The following is a 14,478-nucleotide window of genomic DNA, read 5'->3' on the forward strand; positions in this document are numbered from 1 at the left end:
TGGGGAAAGGGCGGTACGGCTCGCGCCTTGTGGGTGCGGAGCCGTACCGGCACCAGCGGGGGTCAGCCCTTGACGGCGCCCGCGACGAGACCGGAGACCATCCGTCGCTGCACCAGGAGGAAGAAGATGACGACGGGGATGGTCATCACCGTTGAGGCGGCCATGATGGACCCCCAGTCGGTCGTGTTGCGGCCGAAGAAGTACCGCAGCGCGATCGGCATGGTGTATTTGGTGTCGTCCTGCATGAGCACCAGCGCGAAGAAGAACTCGTTCCACGCGGCGATGAAGGAGAAGATGCTCGTGGCCACCAGGCCGGGGGCGACCAGCGGGAACAACACCTGCCAGAAGGTGCGGAAGCGGGTCGCGCCGTCGATCGCGGCGGCCTCCTCCAGCTCCCTGGGGACGGCCGCGACGAAGTTGCGCAGCATCCAGATGGCGAACGGCAGCGTCAGGCCGACGTTGATCACGACGAGGCCGAGGATCTCGTTGTACAGCCCGGCGCGCTTGGCCATCAGGAACAGCGAGATGCCCAGGGCCTCGGCCGGCACCATCTGCACGATGAGCAGCAGGACCAGGAAGGTCGCGCGGAAGCGGAACTTGAACCTGGCCACGGCGACCGAGGCGAGCAGCGCGAGAACCGCGCCGACCACCACGGTGCTGAGGGCCACGATGAGGCTGTTGCCCAGATAGAGCCAGATGGAGTGGCCGGCGACGCCCTCGGTGAAGATGCCGGCGAAGTGCTCCAGCGTCGGCTCCGTCGGCAGGGGCCTGAGCTCCAGGGAGGAGATGTCGGCCTCTGACTTGAACGACGTGGAGACCATCCAGAAGACCGGGAAGATCGCGGCCAGGAAGACGACGATCCCGGCGGCGTTGAGCCCGACGCGGCCGAGCCGGGCGCGGAGTGCCGGGTTCATCGGAGCTCCTCCTGTCGGACCATCTGACGGACGTAGACGAACGTGACCGCGAGCAGGATCAGCGTCAGCACGACGGCGATCGCCGAGCCGATGCCCATCTTCGGCGGTGCGGAGAACGCCTCGGCGTAGGAGTAGAGGGACAGGTTGAAGGCGTCGCGCGTGGCCACACCGCCCGCGAGCGTGTGCAGCTGGGTGAAGACCTTGAAGTCCCAGATGATGGACAGCACCAGCAGCACCGAGAAGACCGGCCGTAGCAGCGGGAAGGTGATCTTCCAGAAGATCCGCCACGCGGTGGCGCCGTCGACCCTGGCCGCCTCGTACAGCGCCGAGGAGATGCTCTTGAGACCGGCGAGCACCGAGACCGCGATGAAGGGGAACGACTGCCACACCACGCACAGGATCAGCACGGTGTACAGCGGCGCGGGCTCGAGGAACCAGACGAAGCCCGACCAGTCCGACCTGCCGAACAGCGCCTGCGACAGGAAGTCGGGCAGCAGGTTCAGCACCCAGTTGGCGACGCCGTTGCGGTCGTCGAACAGCCAGCGGAAGATGATCGCCGAGCTGATCGCCGGGGTGGCCCAGGCGAGCATCGAGCCGATCACCACCAGGGTGGACATCTTCTTGCCGAGCTTGTTGAGCAGCAGCCCGACCAGGGTGCCGATGACCAGGGTGAGCGTCACCGCGATCAGGGCGAAGATGACGGTGTTGCGCAGGGCCGCCCAGAAGAGGTCCGACTCGACGATCTTCTGGTAGTTGCCGACTCCGACCGACTCGGCGGGATAACCGCGAATCTCCCTCAGTCCCACCTTCTGGAAGGACATCTGGATCATCTGGACCAACGGGTAAAGCAGCAGCCCGCCGATGACGATCATCGCCGGGAGCAGCAACCCGTAGGGGAGATATCTCGGGTTGAGCGCTGAACGCGGGTTAGCGGGGCGGAGCCCACGCTTCGAACCGCCGGCCTTGCGGCCGCCGTCCGAAGCGTGGGCCTGCCTCGACGTGGTCGTCGTCATGGCTACTGGTTCAGCAGCTCTTCGACCTGCTTGCCTGCCTCGTCCGTGGCGGCCTCAAGGGTCTTCTTGCCCTGGACGATGTCACGCAGCATGTTGTGGATGACCAGCTTGTTCTTGTCGACCTCGACCCAGTTCGGGCTGGCGGGCAGGCCCTTGCCGTTGACCAGACCGGCGGCGAACGGGCCGAGCCACTCGTCGCTCTTGTACTTCTCGCCCTGCAGCAGCGAGCCGTAGGTCGGGAACAGGCCCATGGCGTCGGCGTTGGCCTGGTTGTTCTCCTCGGTCATGAGCATCTGGATCAGCTCCCACGCGGCCTCGGGGTGCTTGGAGTCCTTGCCGATGGCGAGGTCCGAGCCTCCCGCGAACTGCGGGGCGATGTTGCCGTCCTTGGCCGGGAGGGCGAAGGCGCCGACGTTCTCGCTCTCGGAGAGCTTCTTGTTCGTCTTGCTGATCTCGGCCTTGGCCCAGGAGCCGTCGATGTACATGCCGGTCTTGCCGTTGGCGAAGTTCCTGGCGATCTCGATGGAGTTGCGGCCGAGGGAGGCCACGGGGGAGACCTTGTGGGCCGTGATCAGGTCCGTGTAGAACTTGATGCCCTCGCGAGCGGTCGGCTCGCTCAGCTTCGAGACCCACTTGCCGTTCTCGCTCTTGGCGATCTCGCCGCCCACGCCCCAGACGAAGGGGGCGAGGGACTGCATCATGTCGCTGCCGCCGTTGAACTCGAAGCCGGCGGTGCCCTTCTTCTTCTCGCTGATGGTCTTGGCCGCGGCGACCAGCTCGTCCCAGGTCTTCGGGACCTCGAGCTTGAGCTCCTTGAACCAGTCCTTGCGGTAGATGACCGCGCGGTCACCGGCCATCCACGGCACGCCGTAGATCTTGCCGTCAAGGGTGTCGGTGTCCCACATGCCCTGCGAGATGCCGCCCTTGCCGGGGAAGGCGCCGACCTTGTCGGTGAGGTCGAGGAAGACGTCCTGGGCGGCCCAGGTGATGACGTCGGTGTTGCCGATCTCGGTGACGTCGGGGGTCTCGCTGCCGGCCGCCGCCGCCTGGAACTTCTCGGCGTAGCCGGTCCACGGCGACCACTGCACGTTCACCTTCGCGCCGGTGTTCTTCTCGAAGTCGGCGACGACCTTCTCCATGACCGACTTCTGCTCCGGGGTCGGGTCGCCCCAGCGCCAGAAGGAGAGGGTCTGGCCCGCGTACTTGGGGCCTGCGCTGGAAGCCGCCGCGGACGGGTCGGCGGACGCGCTGTCACTGGTGCTGGTGCTGGTGCCGCTCCCACATGCGGCGAGGCCCAGTGCCAGGACGGCGGTCGTTGCCGTCGAAACGGCGATCTTCGTGAACTTCACTTGGGGTTCTCCCTTCCCGGCTTCGCGTCGGGGTCGCGCTTCGTGCGTCGGCGGGGATCCCCGGGACCTCGCCGTACGTAATCGAAGTTCTGTCCAGGTCCGAGGCTTCACCTGCTTGCCTGCGGGCCGACTGCCGCTAAACTAACAAGAAACTTTCTTAAAAGAAACGATCGTTAGCGGATCGTGACGGGGGGAAACCGATCTTGACCAGACGTCCGGGCACCCCTCGGCTGCTGCGCCAGCTCAACGACCGCGCGGCCCTGGAACTCCTGCTTTCCAGTGGCCCGCTCACCCGTGCTGAGCTGGGAGAACTCACCGGGCTCTCCAAGGTGACCGCGGGTCAGCTGCTCGCCAGACTCGAGGACCGCAGACTCGTCGCGATGGTCGGCGAGCAGGCGGGCGGGCGGGGACCGAACGCGGCGCTGTACGGCGTCGTGCCCTCGTGCGCCTACGTCGCCGGACTGGACGTGCTGCCCGACCGGATCAGCGCCGGGGTCGCCGACATCACCGGGGAGACCGTCGCCGAGGTCTCCGTCAATCCCAGGGACCACGACGACCCGGTGCGGCTGGTGCACAGCGCCGTCCAGAAGGCGTGCGAGTCGGCGGGCATCACCCTCGCCCAGCTGCGCGCCTTCGTGATCGGCACCAGGGGCGTCGTCGACCCCAGGACCGGCGACGTCAGGTTCTCCTTCGACCTGCCCTCCTGGCACGAGGGCGTGCTGGCCGAGCTCCGCCGCGACCTCAACGTCCCCGTGACGATCGAGAACGACGTGAACCTGGCCGCGCTGGCCGAGCACTTCTGCGGCGCCGCCACGGAGGTCGAGGACTTCGTGCTCGTCTGGGCGGGCGTCGGCCAGGGCCTGGGGGTCATGCTCGGCGGACGCCTGCACCGGGGTTTCACCGGAGGCGCGGGCGAGATCGGCTGGCTCCCCGTCCCCGGCGAGCCGCTGCCCGTCAACGTGACCGAGCCCCAGTCGGGGTCGTTCCAGAGACTGGTCGGCGGCGACGCCGTGGCGGGCCTGGCGAACGCGTACGGCGTGCGGGCCGCGGGCCGGGGCGACTCGGTGGCCGACCACGTCCGGGCGGCGGTCTTCGACGGCGCGGAGGGCTTCCTGGACGAGCTGGCCGGACGTCTCGCGGTCGGTGTCGCGGCGGTCGCCGTGGTGCTCGACCCGGGGCTGATCGTGCTCAGCGGCCACATCGGCAGGGCGGGCGGGCCCGCGCTCGCGTCCAGGATCCAGGAGGCCGTGGCCAGGGTGTGCCCGAGCGAGCCGAAGGTGGTGATCTCGGAGGTCGAGGGCAACTCCGTGCTGCGCGGGGCGCTGGTCTCGGCCCTGCACCAGGCCCGCGAGCAGGTCTTCTCCGAGACGGTGTGAGAATTGCCGCTATGCGCGACATCGTTTTGATCTCCGATCCCCGGGTCGCCTCGATTCCCGTCGAGGAGTCCGGGGAGCAGCTGGTCGACGTCCGGGGGCGGTTGCGGGTCGACGAGCGGCTCGCCGACCCCGAGGGGGCCTACGCCCACCTCAGGCAGGGACTGCTCGCCAGGCTCGAGGACGCGCAGGATCGGCTGCCCCGGGGATACCGGCTGCTGGTCGTGGAGGGCTACCGGCCGCTGGCGACGCAGCAGCAGATCTTCGACAGGTACTCGGCGGAGCTGTGGGCGACATTTCCAGAAATGTCGCCTGAGGAGATCTACAGTGCGGCGAGCCGTTACGTCTCGCCGGTCGAGGTCGCCCCGCACACCGCGGGCGCGGCCGTCGACCTGACCCTGTGCACGGAGGACGGCGTCGAGCTGGACATGGGCACCCCGCTCAACGCCACCCCCGAGGAGAGCGACGGCGCCTGCTACACCGCGGCCCCCGGCATCTCGTCCGAAGCCCGCCACCACCGCGAGGTGCTCGGCGCGGCCCTCGACTCGGCGGGCCTCGTCAACTACCCCACCGAGTGGTGGCACTGGTCCTACGGCGACCGCTACTGGGCCATGACCACCGGAGCCCCCTCCGCCCTCTACGGCCCCCGCGCCCTGTAGCGCCCCCGCTCGCGGCGGCACGGCCCGCTTCGAGGACATAGGGGACAATCGACGCCATGCACTTCGGCATCCTCGGCCCCCTGGACGTGCGGTCCCCCACCGGTGAGACGATCACCGTGGGCGGGCCGAGACCGCGTGCCCTGCTGGTGATGCTGCTGCTCGAGGCGGGCCGGGTGGTCGGCGTCCAGCGGCTGATCGACGGCCAGTACGGCGACGATCCCCCCGCGGGCGCGGCCAACGCCGTACAGGCCCAGGTGTCCCGGCTGCGCCGCGCTCTGCCCGCCGGGCTGGTCGAGTTCCACGGGACCGGCTACCGGCTCGCGGCGGACCCCGAGGACGTCGACGCCCACCGGTTCGAGCGGCTCGCCCGCGAAGGGCGGCGTCTGCTGTCCACGGGGCACCACGCCGCCGCCGAGAGCCCGCTGCGGGAGGCGCTCGGCCTGTGGCGCGGGCCCGCCCTGGCCGACCTGGCGGACCTGCCCTTCGGCCGGGCGCAGACGGCGCGCCTGGAGGAGCTCAGGCTGACGGCGGCGGAGGACCTGGCCGAGGCCGAGCTCGCCCTGCCCGGAGGCGGCTCCGTGGCCGAGCTACGCCGTCTTGTGACCGCCCATCCGTTGCGGGAACGCCTGCGGGGACAGCTGATGCGCGCCCTGCAGGCCGAGGGGAGACAGGCCGAGGCGCTGGAGGTGTTCGAGGAAGTCAGACGGCTGCTCGCGGAGGAGCTCGGCGCGGACCCCTCACCCGAGCTCGCCGAGGTCCACCTGGCGCTCCTGCGCGCGGAACGGCCCGCGCCGACGCCGAGGCGGAGGCCCGCGGCCCAGCTCACCAGCTTCGTGGGGCGGGAGCGGGAGCTGGAACGGCTCGACGCGCTGCGTGACACCCGCCTGGTCACGATCGTCGGGCCGGGCGGCACCGGCAAGACCAGGCTGGCGGTCGAGGCGGTCAGACGAGGGCGGCGCGAGGTGTGCTTCGCCGACCTGTCCCCGCTCGCCGACCTGTCCCCGCTCGGCGCGCACCCCGCACCGGACGGCGGACAGGTGGCCCAGGTGGCCCAGGTGGTGCTGGGCGCCCTCGGACTGCGCGAGACGGGCCTTCACCCGCTGCGCGCGCCCGACCCCGTGGCGCACCTGGTCGCCGCCCTGGCCGGGCAGGGACTGCTGTTGGTGCTCGACAACTGCGAACACGTGGTCGCGGCGGCCGCGACGCTGGTCCGCGGACTGCTGGACGAGTGCCCCGGGCTGGCCGTCCTGACCACCAGCCGCGAACCCCTCGGCATCACCGGTGAGACGCTGATGCCGCTGACGCCGCTGCTCACCCCGCCGCCCGGCTCGCCGACGGCCGACGCCCTGGCCTATCCGGTCATGCGGTTGTTCGCCGACAGGGCGGCGGCCGTACGGCCTGCGTTCGAGCTGGGGCCGGACAACGTGGAGACGGCCGTCCGGATCTGCGCGGCGCTCGACGGACTGCCGCTGGCCGTCGAGCTGGCGGCCGCGCGGCTGCGCTCCTTCACCGCGGAGGAGATCGTCACGCGCCTGGCGGAGCACGGCCGCTTCCGGCTGCTGTCACGCGGCGACCGTACGGCCGCGGCACGCCACCGGACCCTGCACGCGGTGGTCGAGTGGAGCTGGGACCTGCTCACCCCCGGCGAGCAGGTGCTGGCCAGGCGGTTCGCCGTGTTCGCCGGAGGCGCGTCGCTGGAGGCGGTCGAGGCGGTCTGCGAGGTGGAGGACGCCGCGGGACTGCTGGCCGACCTGGTGGACAAGTCGCTGGTCGAGACCGACGGCGACCGGTACCGCATGCTCGACACGATCAGGCTGTTCTGCGCGGAGCGGCTGACCGAGGCCGGGGAGCGGGAGCGCATGCGCGGCGCCCACGCCCGCCACTTCCTCGACCTCGCGCAGCGCGCCGACCCCCGTCTCCGGGAGGCGGAGCAGCTCCGGTGGCTGGCCAGGCTCTCGGCGGAGCACGACAACCTGATGACCGCGCTGCGCCGGAGCGTGACGGGTGACGGTGCCGGGGAGGGCGACAGGGAGACGGCGCTGCGGCTGGTCGCCGCACTGGCGGCGTACTGGTGGCTGAGCGGGCGGCGCGGCCAGGTGGGGGAGATCGCCGCCGATCTCCTCAGGGCGGTTCCCGAGCCCGTCGAGGGTCTGGAGGAGGAGTACGTCACATGCGTGGTGCACGCCGTCCCCCGGGCGTCGCCGGAGCACTGGGGACGGGCCGCGGCGATCGTGGAGTCGCTGGACCGGCTGCGCCACCCCTTCGTCGTGGCCCTGTGGGGCATGGCCGCGGGACCGCCCCAGGCCGGGCCCCGTACGCTGCCCGGCCTGGAGCCGTGGCTGCGGTCCCTGGAGACGCTGAGCCTGGGCCTGCTCGCGATGATGGGAGGCGACCCGGCCGGAGGCGAACGGGACCTGCGGGAGGCGCTGACCGGCTTCCGTTCCATGGGAGAACGGTGGGGGACGGCCCAGGCGCTGGACGGGCTGGCCATGATCGCGAGTCGGCGCGGGGAGTGGGCGCGCGCCCGGGACCTGTGGGCGGAGGCACTGGAGCTGTTCGAGCGGCTCGGCGCCGTCGAGGAGACCGTGGACGTGCTGACGCGCAGGGCCGAGGGGCTGGTGCGTCAGGGCGACATGGCCGCCGCCGTCGCCGACTGCCGGCGCGCCGGAGAGCTGGCCCGCACGACGGGCAGACCGGACGCGATCGCCACCGTCCACCTGGAGTCGGCGGAGATCGCACGGTTCCACGGTGACCTCGCCGAGGCCGGGCGCCTGCTCGACCTGGCGCTGGAGGCCTCGCGGGACGGGGGCTTCGGCATCGAGGGGACGCGGACCCGCGCGCTGGTCGCGCTGGGACGGCTGGCCGAAGCCGAGGGCGACCCCGCGCGGGCCCGCCTCAGGTACCGGCAGGCGCTGACCGCGGCACGCGGCTCCTCCCTGACGGTCTGCCTCGCCGACGTCGCAGAGGGGCAGGCGGGAGCCGCGCTGCTGGACGGGGCGGGGGAGCGCGCCGCGACGCTGCTCGGCGCGGCGGTCGCGCTGCGCGGGACGGCCGTCGCCGGGGCCCGGGACGTCGCCGGGACCGCCGCAGGCGCACGCGACCTCGTCGGCGCGGAGACGTTCGCGTCGGGGTTCGCCCGAGGAGCCGCGATGAGCCAGGAGGAGGCGCTGACCGTGCTGGACGGCGAGCAGGCCCACGGGGGCGGCCTGGCCGAGGACACGGATGTTCGGGGGGACACGGACGTTTTGGGGGACGCGGACGTTCAGGGCGACGCGGACGTTCGGGGCGACGCGGCGGGGGACTGACGGCGCTCCACGCCGAGGAGGTCCGGCTGTCAGCCGACGGTCGGCGAGCTGTCAGCGCCCCTCGCGAGGCTCGGGACATGAAGAACACCACGGTCCTCATCTCCGGCGCGAGCATCGCCGGGCCCGCCCTCGCCCACTGGCTGCACCGCGCGGGCTGCGCCGTCACCGTCGTCGAGAAGGCCCCCGCGCTCCGCCGGGGCGGCCAGGCCGTCGACTTCAAGGGCGCGACCCACCTCACCGTGCTGGAGCGCATGGGAATCCTCCAGGAGGTGCGGCGTCGCCAGACCGGGGGAAGCGACCAGACCATCGTCGACGCGAACGGCAGACGCCTGGCGGTCGTCCCGGGGGAGTTCACCGGCGGCGACATCGAGATCACCCGCGGAGACCTGTCCGCCCTGCTGTACGACAGGACCAGCGAGGGCTGCGAGTACGTCTTCGGCGACTCCGTCACCTCGCTGACCGAGACACGGGGCGGCGTGCACGTCACCTTCGAGCGCGGCGCGCCGCGCACCTTCGACCTGGTCGTCGGCGCGGACGGCATCCACTCCAACGTCCGGCGGCTGGCCTTCGGCCCCGAGTCCGAACACGTGCGTTTCCTGGGCCACTACTACGCGCTGGCCGACCTCGGGGGGGACAGTGAGAGCCTGATGTACAACGAGCCGGGCCGGATGGCCGCGATCGGCGGTCCCAAGGCGCCCGCCTTCTTCGTCTTCGCCTCCGAGCAGCTCGACTACGACCGCTACGACGTCGAGCGGCAGAAGCGGATCCTGGCCGACGCCTATCGGGGCGCGGGCTGGCGGGTTCCCGAGCTCATGGCGAGGCTGCCCCAGGCACGCGAGCTCTACCTCGACTCGATCAGCCAGGTCAGGATCGACCACTACGTCAAGGGCAGGGTCGTGCTGCTCGGAGACTCCGCCTACGGCAACACCCTGGGCGGTTTCGGCACCGGCCTGGCCGTCGTGGGCGCCTACGTGCTCGCCGGAGAACTGGCCGAGGCCGGAGGCGACCACCGGGTGGCGTTCGCGCGCTACGAGGAGGTCTTCCGCGACTACGCCAAGGTGGCCAGGCAGGGCAACGCGGGCCCCTTCCTCGCCCCGCCGACCCCGGCGCGCATCAGGATGCGCAACTGGACGTTCAACCGCAGACTCCTGTTCAGGGCCATGATGAAGATGACCGACAGGTTCGCCACCAACATCGCCCTCAAGGACTACCCCGCCCTCACCCGGTCCTCCCGCACCCCGTGAGTCGTCGGCGTCGCGGCCTCCCTTCCTGGCCTTTCAACCGCCTCTCACCGCGTGGCCGGTCCACTTGACGTCCCGGCGATCTGGGTGACGATGAAGTCGAGCCGCTCCGTCTGACCGTTCGGGGGGATGCGGCCGCTGTCCGCCAGGGCGGCTATGCCGTGCAACGCGCTCCAGGTGACTTCGGCGAACAGCTCGCGTCGCGGGTTGTCCGAGCGGAAGCAGCTCACGAACTCGTCGAAGGCGGCGCGCAGTGGGGGCGGCGTCTCGGCGTGCGCGAACTTCACATCGGTCGGCAGGACGAACATGGCCTGGTAGAGGGCGGGCCGCTCGGTCGCGAAATCCAGGTAGGCGCGGCAGACGGCGTGCAGTGCCCCAGACGGCGCCCCAGACGGCGCCTCAGACGGCTCGGGGGCGGCCAGCCGGGCACGGCGCAGGCGGGCCGCGAGTTCGCCGAAGCCCTCGATGGCGACGGCGCGCAGGATGGCGTCCTTCCCGTTGAAGTGGCTGTAGAGCACGGGCTGGCTGTACTCGACGTGCTCGGCCAGCCTTCGCGTCGTCACCGCCTCCCACCCTTCGGCCTCGGCCAGTTCGCGGGCGGCCGTGATGATCAGCTGATGGCGTTGGGCGCGTTCACGTTCGCGGCGTCTGGCGATGGCGGACATGACAGCATCATAGCAACGCTAGACATTATGTCTACGATAGAAATATTGCCGCTATGAAAACTAGCGGCGCTAGAAAAGGCGGTGCGACAAGCCCGGGGCGGCCGCCTACGGCATCCACGGCGCTGTCGCAGCGGTGATGCCGGCGTTCTGCTCGCCGTGGCCGCGGTGGTCGGCGCCGTTGGGCGCGAAACGGCGCGGAGCCGCGAACTCCGATTCGATCCAGCCCCGCCTTCCTCCACGCGAACAGCCCGGACGACCCGGGTCAGAGGTCGGGGAGCGGAGGGCGTTGGAACAGGGGGCGGTCGGGGGCGGCGCCGATCAGGAGGCCGGCGTGGGCGGTCAGGACGGTGCAGCCGCCCGCGTCGCACAGGTCGGTCCACTCCGCGGGCGTCGTCACCGGCAGGCGCGTGCGGATCCTGCCCTCCCCGTCCACGACGTAGAGGCGGCCGTTCATCGCGGTGAGGGAGACGGCCCCGCCCGAGGAGTCGACCAAGGCCCACTCAGAGGTTTCCGGGCTCAGCCGCCACAGGTCTTCCGCGGTCGCGGCGAAGAACTCGCCGTTCACCATGCCGAGGCCGACTCCGCCGGAGGGCGCGTCGGCGATGGTGATCCAGCCGTGCTCGGGGTCCTGGTAGACGAGCCGGTCGTCGGAGGTGAGACCGTACAGGCCGATGGGATGGACGGTGGTCGCCTCCCTGGGGGTGGCCATGGCGACGACCTGCGGCGCGGTGCCCGCGCGCTGCCAGCGCAGGTTCTGGGCCGAGACGTCGCGGACGAACAGGGAGTCGTCGGGGGCGACGCCGTACAGGCGGGAGCCGAACACCGTCAGGGCGCGGAACGTTCCCACGCCGCCGATGATCTCCCAGCCGCCCGTCCTGGACGACAGCCGGTCCAGCACGTTGCGGGTGATCCTGTCGACGGCCGGGTCGTGCAGGGTGTTGCCCCAGTTCACGGTGGACGCGGTGAACACCGTTCCCGCGCCGAGGCCGAAGACGCCCATGGTGGCCATGCCGCCCTGGCCGTAGCGGTGCCAGTGGCGCAGGTCGGCGGTGGCGAGGATGACGAAGGAGGGCGGGGTGCCGTCGCGTCCCGTCGCCAGCGGGACGCCGTCGACCTCGACGAAGTCGCAGGCGTCGGTCTCGTAGCCGATGGCCCCCTGGCCGAACTTGTCGCCCTCGCCGAGCCCGGTCCCGGCGAACACCCAGTGTTCGGGGAACCTGACGGTGTAGGACTCCTCGTGCATCCGCTGCATGTACGGCCCCCAGGTTCCCGCGCCGCGCCTGAAACTGACGCCGGTCAGCCCGTTCTCGGGGCGGTTCACCGGGGCGCTCGACCACTCGACCGTGGTCAGCCCGGGGTCGATCGCGGCCATCGGGTCCATGACGGCGTCGCGGTAGCAGACCATCGTCCGCCCGTCGTCCTCGAGGCGGAACTGCCACCAGCAGGTGTTTCCCGAGAACACGGCCAGATTGCCGCCTCGGCGCACGAACTCCTCGACGTTGTCGCGCATGCCCGCCGACCAGTACTCGTCGTGGCCGTTGACCACCAGCAGCCGGTAGCCGGACAGCAGCTCCGCGCCGTCGTGCAGGTCGAGGCCCGAGCAGTAGTCCACGTCGTAGCCCGCGGGGCCGAGCCAGCGGAGCATGCCCTCCTCCCAGCGCTCCGGCGGAGGCCCGCCGCCGGGCCGGTCGAAGGACACCTTCGCGGCGCGGTTCGGCTGCTCGGTCCAGTAGATCGACTCGCCGGGAATGCCCGCCCGGTTGTACGCCTGCCAGGTCGGGAACGGGATCGACAGCAGGATCGGCGAGTTCGGCCTGGCGGCCCTGACGACGAAGTAGACGTCGGAGAAGCCCTCGGAGAAGCCCTCGTCGGCGGTGAAGACCGCGCGGTAGAGCGAGCTGGGCCAGTCGGCGGGGATCTCCAGCGTCCAGAGCGGGCCGTCGAACCGCTCGCTGAGCATGGGCAGGTCGGCGGCGACGTCCTCGACCGTGACCGTGCCGCGCGCCGGGGCCCGTGAGGTGTGGGCCAGGTGGAAGCGGAGGGTCCCCTCCTGGACGCAGGAGGTGGACTCGGCGTAGGCGTAGACCGTCATCCGACCGGCTCCAGAATCTCGCGGAACGCCGCGTCGACCAGCAGGGACTCCAGATCGCGCAGGTAGCGCTCCATGGCGGCCCTGGACATGTAGTGGGTGTCGGCGGTCAGCGAGACGCCGAGGCCGCCGGGCTCGCCGGTCACGTGAAGGCAGAACCTGCAGTTGAGCTGGTCCTGGCTGAGCGGCCAGGTGAGGGTCGTCGACCCCATGGCGCGCCGTACCGTCGCCTCGTCGTGGGAGGCGTCGACCCGGTCGACGAAGCGCATGTCGTTGAAGCAGCAGTAGGGGTGGATCCTCGTGCCCCGTTCCCGGCTGACCCGTTCGACGAGCCGGTCCCGGTCCCCGGGATCGTGGTAGGCGGAGCGGTAGGCGCGCAGCGCCGCGGACTTCGCCGCTCTGAGCACCTCCGTGAAGCCGCCGTGGCGCAGGTCCAGCACGAACAGGCCCTCCTGGGAGAGCGTGGTGACCGTGTGCGCGGCGTCCTCACGGAAGCGGTTGCCCACGATGGGCAGCATCGCGCACACGTCGTGCCCGGTCACGTCGCCGACCAGCAGGCAGGAGGCGGCCAGCAGCACGGTCGAGGTGCTCGTGCCGTGCACGGCCGCGATCCGTTGGACGGCCAGGTCCAGGGCGCGTGAGACGAGCTGCGCGCGCCAGACGGGCGGGCTCTCCGGCACGGCCTCCCGCCGGTCGAACATGGTCGGCGGGATGCGCCGGTACTCCGTCTCCCAGTGCTCGGCGGCGATCCTGGCGACCCGCAGCCCCGGCTCTGAGCGCTGCCAGCGGGCCAGGTCGAGCGGTGAGGGCGGCGGGGGGCCGGGCACGGTTCCGCGGAGCAGGAGCAGCCGCAGGTCGGTGATCGCCACCTCGGCCCCGAGGCCGTCGGCGGCCAGGTGGCAGAAGACGAGCACGATGTGGGTGACGGTCCCGCGCGGGCCCTCCCCGCCGGTGCCGTCTTCCGCGCCGCGCTCCCGGGAGGTCTCGGCGGTGGTGCCGTCCCCTGTGTCGTGCCCCTGAGGGGTCTCGGCGGTGGTGCCGTCTCCCGTGCTGTGCTCCTGAGGGGTCTCGGCGGTGGTCGCGGGGTTTTCCCGGGCGTGTTCGGCGGGGTCGCCCGCGACCACGAGCCCGACTCTGAGCGGCCATTCGCCCGTGTAGTCGAACGCCGTCTCCGCCAGCCTCCTCAGGAGCAGCTCCGGGTCGCCGTCGGAGATCGTGATCGGGATGGAACCGCCCGCCGCCAGCACCTGTGACGGCTCCGGCTCGGGCCCGGTTTCCGGTCCTGTCTCCGTTCCGGGCCGAGGTCCGGGACCCAGCCTCGTCCGCAGCGACTCGTGCCGCTCGACCAGCGCGCCCAGGACTTCGGCGGCCCGAGCCACCGTGAGCGGGCGGGCCCGCCTCGGCACCTCGAGCACGCGGCCGAAGTTGAAGTAGTGGTCGTCCGGAGCCGTCTTCCTGATCGCGTCCCAGATGGCCCGCTGCCCCCATGTCAGCGGAGCCGTACCTGACCGGCTCCCCGAGAACCGGATGTTCATGTGCCTCTCCCCGTTAGAAGAACGCCCCTGACCGTCGTCGCGGCCCGTTCAGGAGTCCGAGCGCCCGGCTCGCGCGATGTAGCGCTCCAGCGCTCCCAGGTCGTCCAGCAGGTCGAGCCCGTCGCCGGACAGGTCGATCTCGATTCCGAACTCCGTCTCGACCGCGTCGATCAGCCGCATCTGCGCCAGGGACGTGACCCCGAGCGCCGACAGCGGGACCGTGGCGGTCAGCGCCTCCTCCGCCGTGACCGCGCCGTCCGACGCCGAGGCCACCATCGCGGCCAGTCGTTCCCTAACCATTGCGGGCTCCTGTCATTCGGTCGTGTGTCGTTCGG

General features: G+C 71.2%; 11 protein-coding genes. 4 read left to right on the forward strand and 7 right to left on the reverse strand.

Translation table 11 applies throughout. The annotated features are described in order from the left end of the window. Positions 1-62: 62 nt before the first annotated feature. Genes PKF00_RS13910 through PKF00_RS13920 form a run of 3 tightly spaced genes read right to left on the reverse strand, consistent with a single transcriptional unit; the run spans position 63 to position 3,276 of the window. A complete protein-coding gene (locus PKF00_RS13910; RefSeq protein WP_271217899.1) occupies positions 63-914 on the reverse strand; it encodes a carbohydrate ABC transporter permease in 852 nt (283 codons plus the stop codon). Then, positions 911-1,927, reverse strand: a complete 1,017-nt coding sequence (locus PKF00_RS13915; protein WP_271217900.1) for a carbohydrate ABC transporter permease — start codon at positions 1,925-1,927, stop codon at positions 911-913. Before PKF00_RS13915 ends, PKF00_RS13910 begins: the two co-directional genes overlap by 4 nt. 2 nt (positions 1,928-1,929) lie before the next feature. Further along, positions 1,930-3,276 carry a sugar ABC transporter substrate-binding protein gene (locus tag PKF00_RS13920; RefSeq protein ID WP_271217901.1) on the reverse strand — a complete coding sequence of 449 codons (1,347 nt, stop codon included), beginning with the start codon at positions 3,274-3,276 and terminating at the stop codon, positions 1,930-1,932. Positions 3,277-3,479: 203 nt separating this feature from the next. Between PKF00_RS13920 and PKF00_RS13925 the strand changes: the two genes are divergently transcribed. From PKF00_RS13925 to PKF00_RS13940, 4 genes are all read left to right on the forward strand, one after another. Continuing rightward, positions 3,480-4,652 (forward strand): ROK family transcriptional regulator, encoded by a 1,173-nt coding sequence (locus PKF00_RS13925; RefSeq protein WP_271217902.1) that lies wholly within the window; start codon positions 3,480-3,482, stop codon positions 4,650-4,652. Between the two features lie 11 nt (positions 4,653-4,663). Then, on the forward strand, positions 4,664-5,308 hold the full coding sequence (locus PKF00_RS13930) for a M15 family metallopeptidase (protein WP_271217903.1): 645 nt from the start codon (positions 4,664-4,666) through the stop codon (positions 5,306-5,308). Positions 5,309-5,364: 56 nt separating this feature from the next. Further along, positions 5,365-8,613 (forward strand): AfsR/SARP family transcriptional regulator, encoded by a 3,249-nt coding sequence (locus PKF00_RS13935; RefSeq protein ID WP_271217904.1) that lies wholly within the window; start codon positions 5,365-5,367, stop codon positions 8,611-8,613. Between the two features lie 77 nt (positions 8,614-8,690). After that, positions 8,691-9,857, forward strand: coding sequence for an FAD-dependent monooxygenase (locus PKF00_RS13940; protein ID WP_271217905.1), 1,167 nt, complete (start codon positions 8,691-8,693; stop codon positions 9,855-9,857). Positions 9,858-9,901: 44 nt separating this feature from the next. Here the strand turns inward: PKF00_RS13940 and PKF00_RS13945 are convergent, their stop codons facing one another. From PKF00_RS13945 to PKF00_RS13960, 4 genes are all read right to left on the reverse strand, one after another. Then, the gene (locus PKF00_RS13945) at positions 9,902-10,519 is read right to left on the reverse strand and encodes a TetR/AcrR family transcriptional regulator (protein WP_271217906.1); all 618 of its coding nucleotides are present in this window, start codon (positions 10,517-10,519) and stop codon (positions 9,902-9,904) included. A gap of 262 nt (positions 10,520-10,781) precedes the next feature. Next, the gene (locus PKF00_RS13950; protein ID WP_271217907.1) at positions 10,782-12,611 is read right to left on the reverse strand and encodes a N,N-dimethylformamidase beta subunit family domain-containing protein; all 1,830 of its coding nucleotides are present in this window, start codon (positions 12,609-12,611) and stop codon (positions 10,782-10,784) included. After that, positions 12,608-14,143 carry a condensation domain-containing protein gene (locus PKF00_RS13955; protein WP_271217908.1) on the reverse strand — a complete coding sequence of 512 codons (1,536 nt, stop codon included), beginning with the start codon at positions 14,141-14,143 and terminating at the stop codon, positions 12,608-12,610. Before PKF00_RS13955 ends, PKF00_RS13950 begins: the two co-directional genes overlap by 4 nt. Positions 14,144-14,191: 48 nt before the next feature. Beyond that, positions 14,192-14,443, reverse strand: coding sequence for an acyl carrier protein (locus PKF00_RS13960; protein WP_271217909.1), 252 nt, complete (start codon positions 14,441-14,443; stop codon positions 14,192-14,194). Positions 14,444-14,478 lie beyond the last annotated feature (35 nt).

The sequence above is a fragment of the Streptosporangium carneum genome (assembly GCF_027922005.1).
GTDB lineage: Bacteria > Actinomycetota > Actinomycetes > Streptosporangiales > Streptosporangiaceae > Streptosporangium > Streptosporangium carneum.

Coding starts and splice junctions, on each gene's coding strand:
- PKF00_RS13910 (WP_271217899.1), bottom strand. CDS start 914: ATGAACCCGGCACTCCGCGCCCGGCTCGGCCGCGTCGGGCTCAACGCC.
- PKF00_RS13915 (WP_271217900.1), bottom strand. CDS start 1,927: ATGACGACGACCACGTCGAGGCAGGCCCACGCTTCGGACGGCGGCCGC.
- PKF00_RS13930 (WP_271217903.1), top strand. CDS start 4,664: ATGCGCGACATCGTTTTGATCTCCGATCCCCGGGTCGCCTCGATTCCC.
- PKF00_RS13935 (WP_271217904.1), top strand. CDS start 5,365: ATGCACTTCGGCATCCTCGGCCCCCTGGACGTGCGGTCCCCCACCGGT.
- PKF00_RS13940 (WP_271217905.1), top strand. CDS start 8,691: ATGAAGAACACCACGGTCCTCATCTCCGGCGCGAGCATCGCCGGGCCC.
- PKF00_RS13945 (WP_271217906.1), bottom strand. CDS start 10,519: ATGTCCGCCATCGCCAGACGCCGCGAACGTGAACGCGCCCAACGCCAT.
- PKF00_RS13950 (WP_271217907.1), bottom strand. CDS start 12,611: ATGACGGTCTACGCCTACGCCGAGTCCACCTCCTGCGTCCAGGAGGGG.
- PKF00_RS13955 (WP_271217908.1), bottom strand. CDS start 14,143: ATGAACATCCGGTTCTCGGGGAGCCGGTCAGGTACGGCTCCGCTGACA.
- PKF00_RS13960 (WP_271217909.1), bottom strand. CDS start 14,443: ATGGTTAGGGAACGACTGGCCGCGATGGTGGCCTCGGCGTCGGACGGC.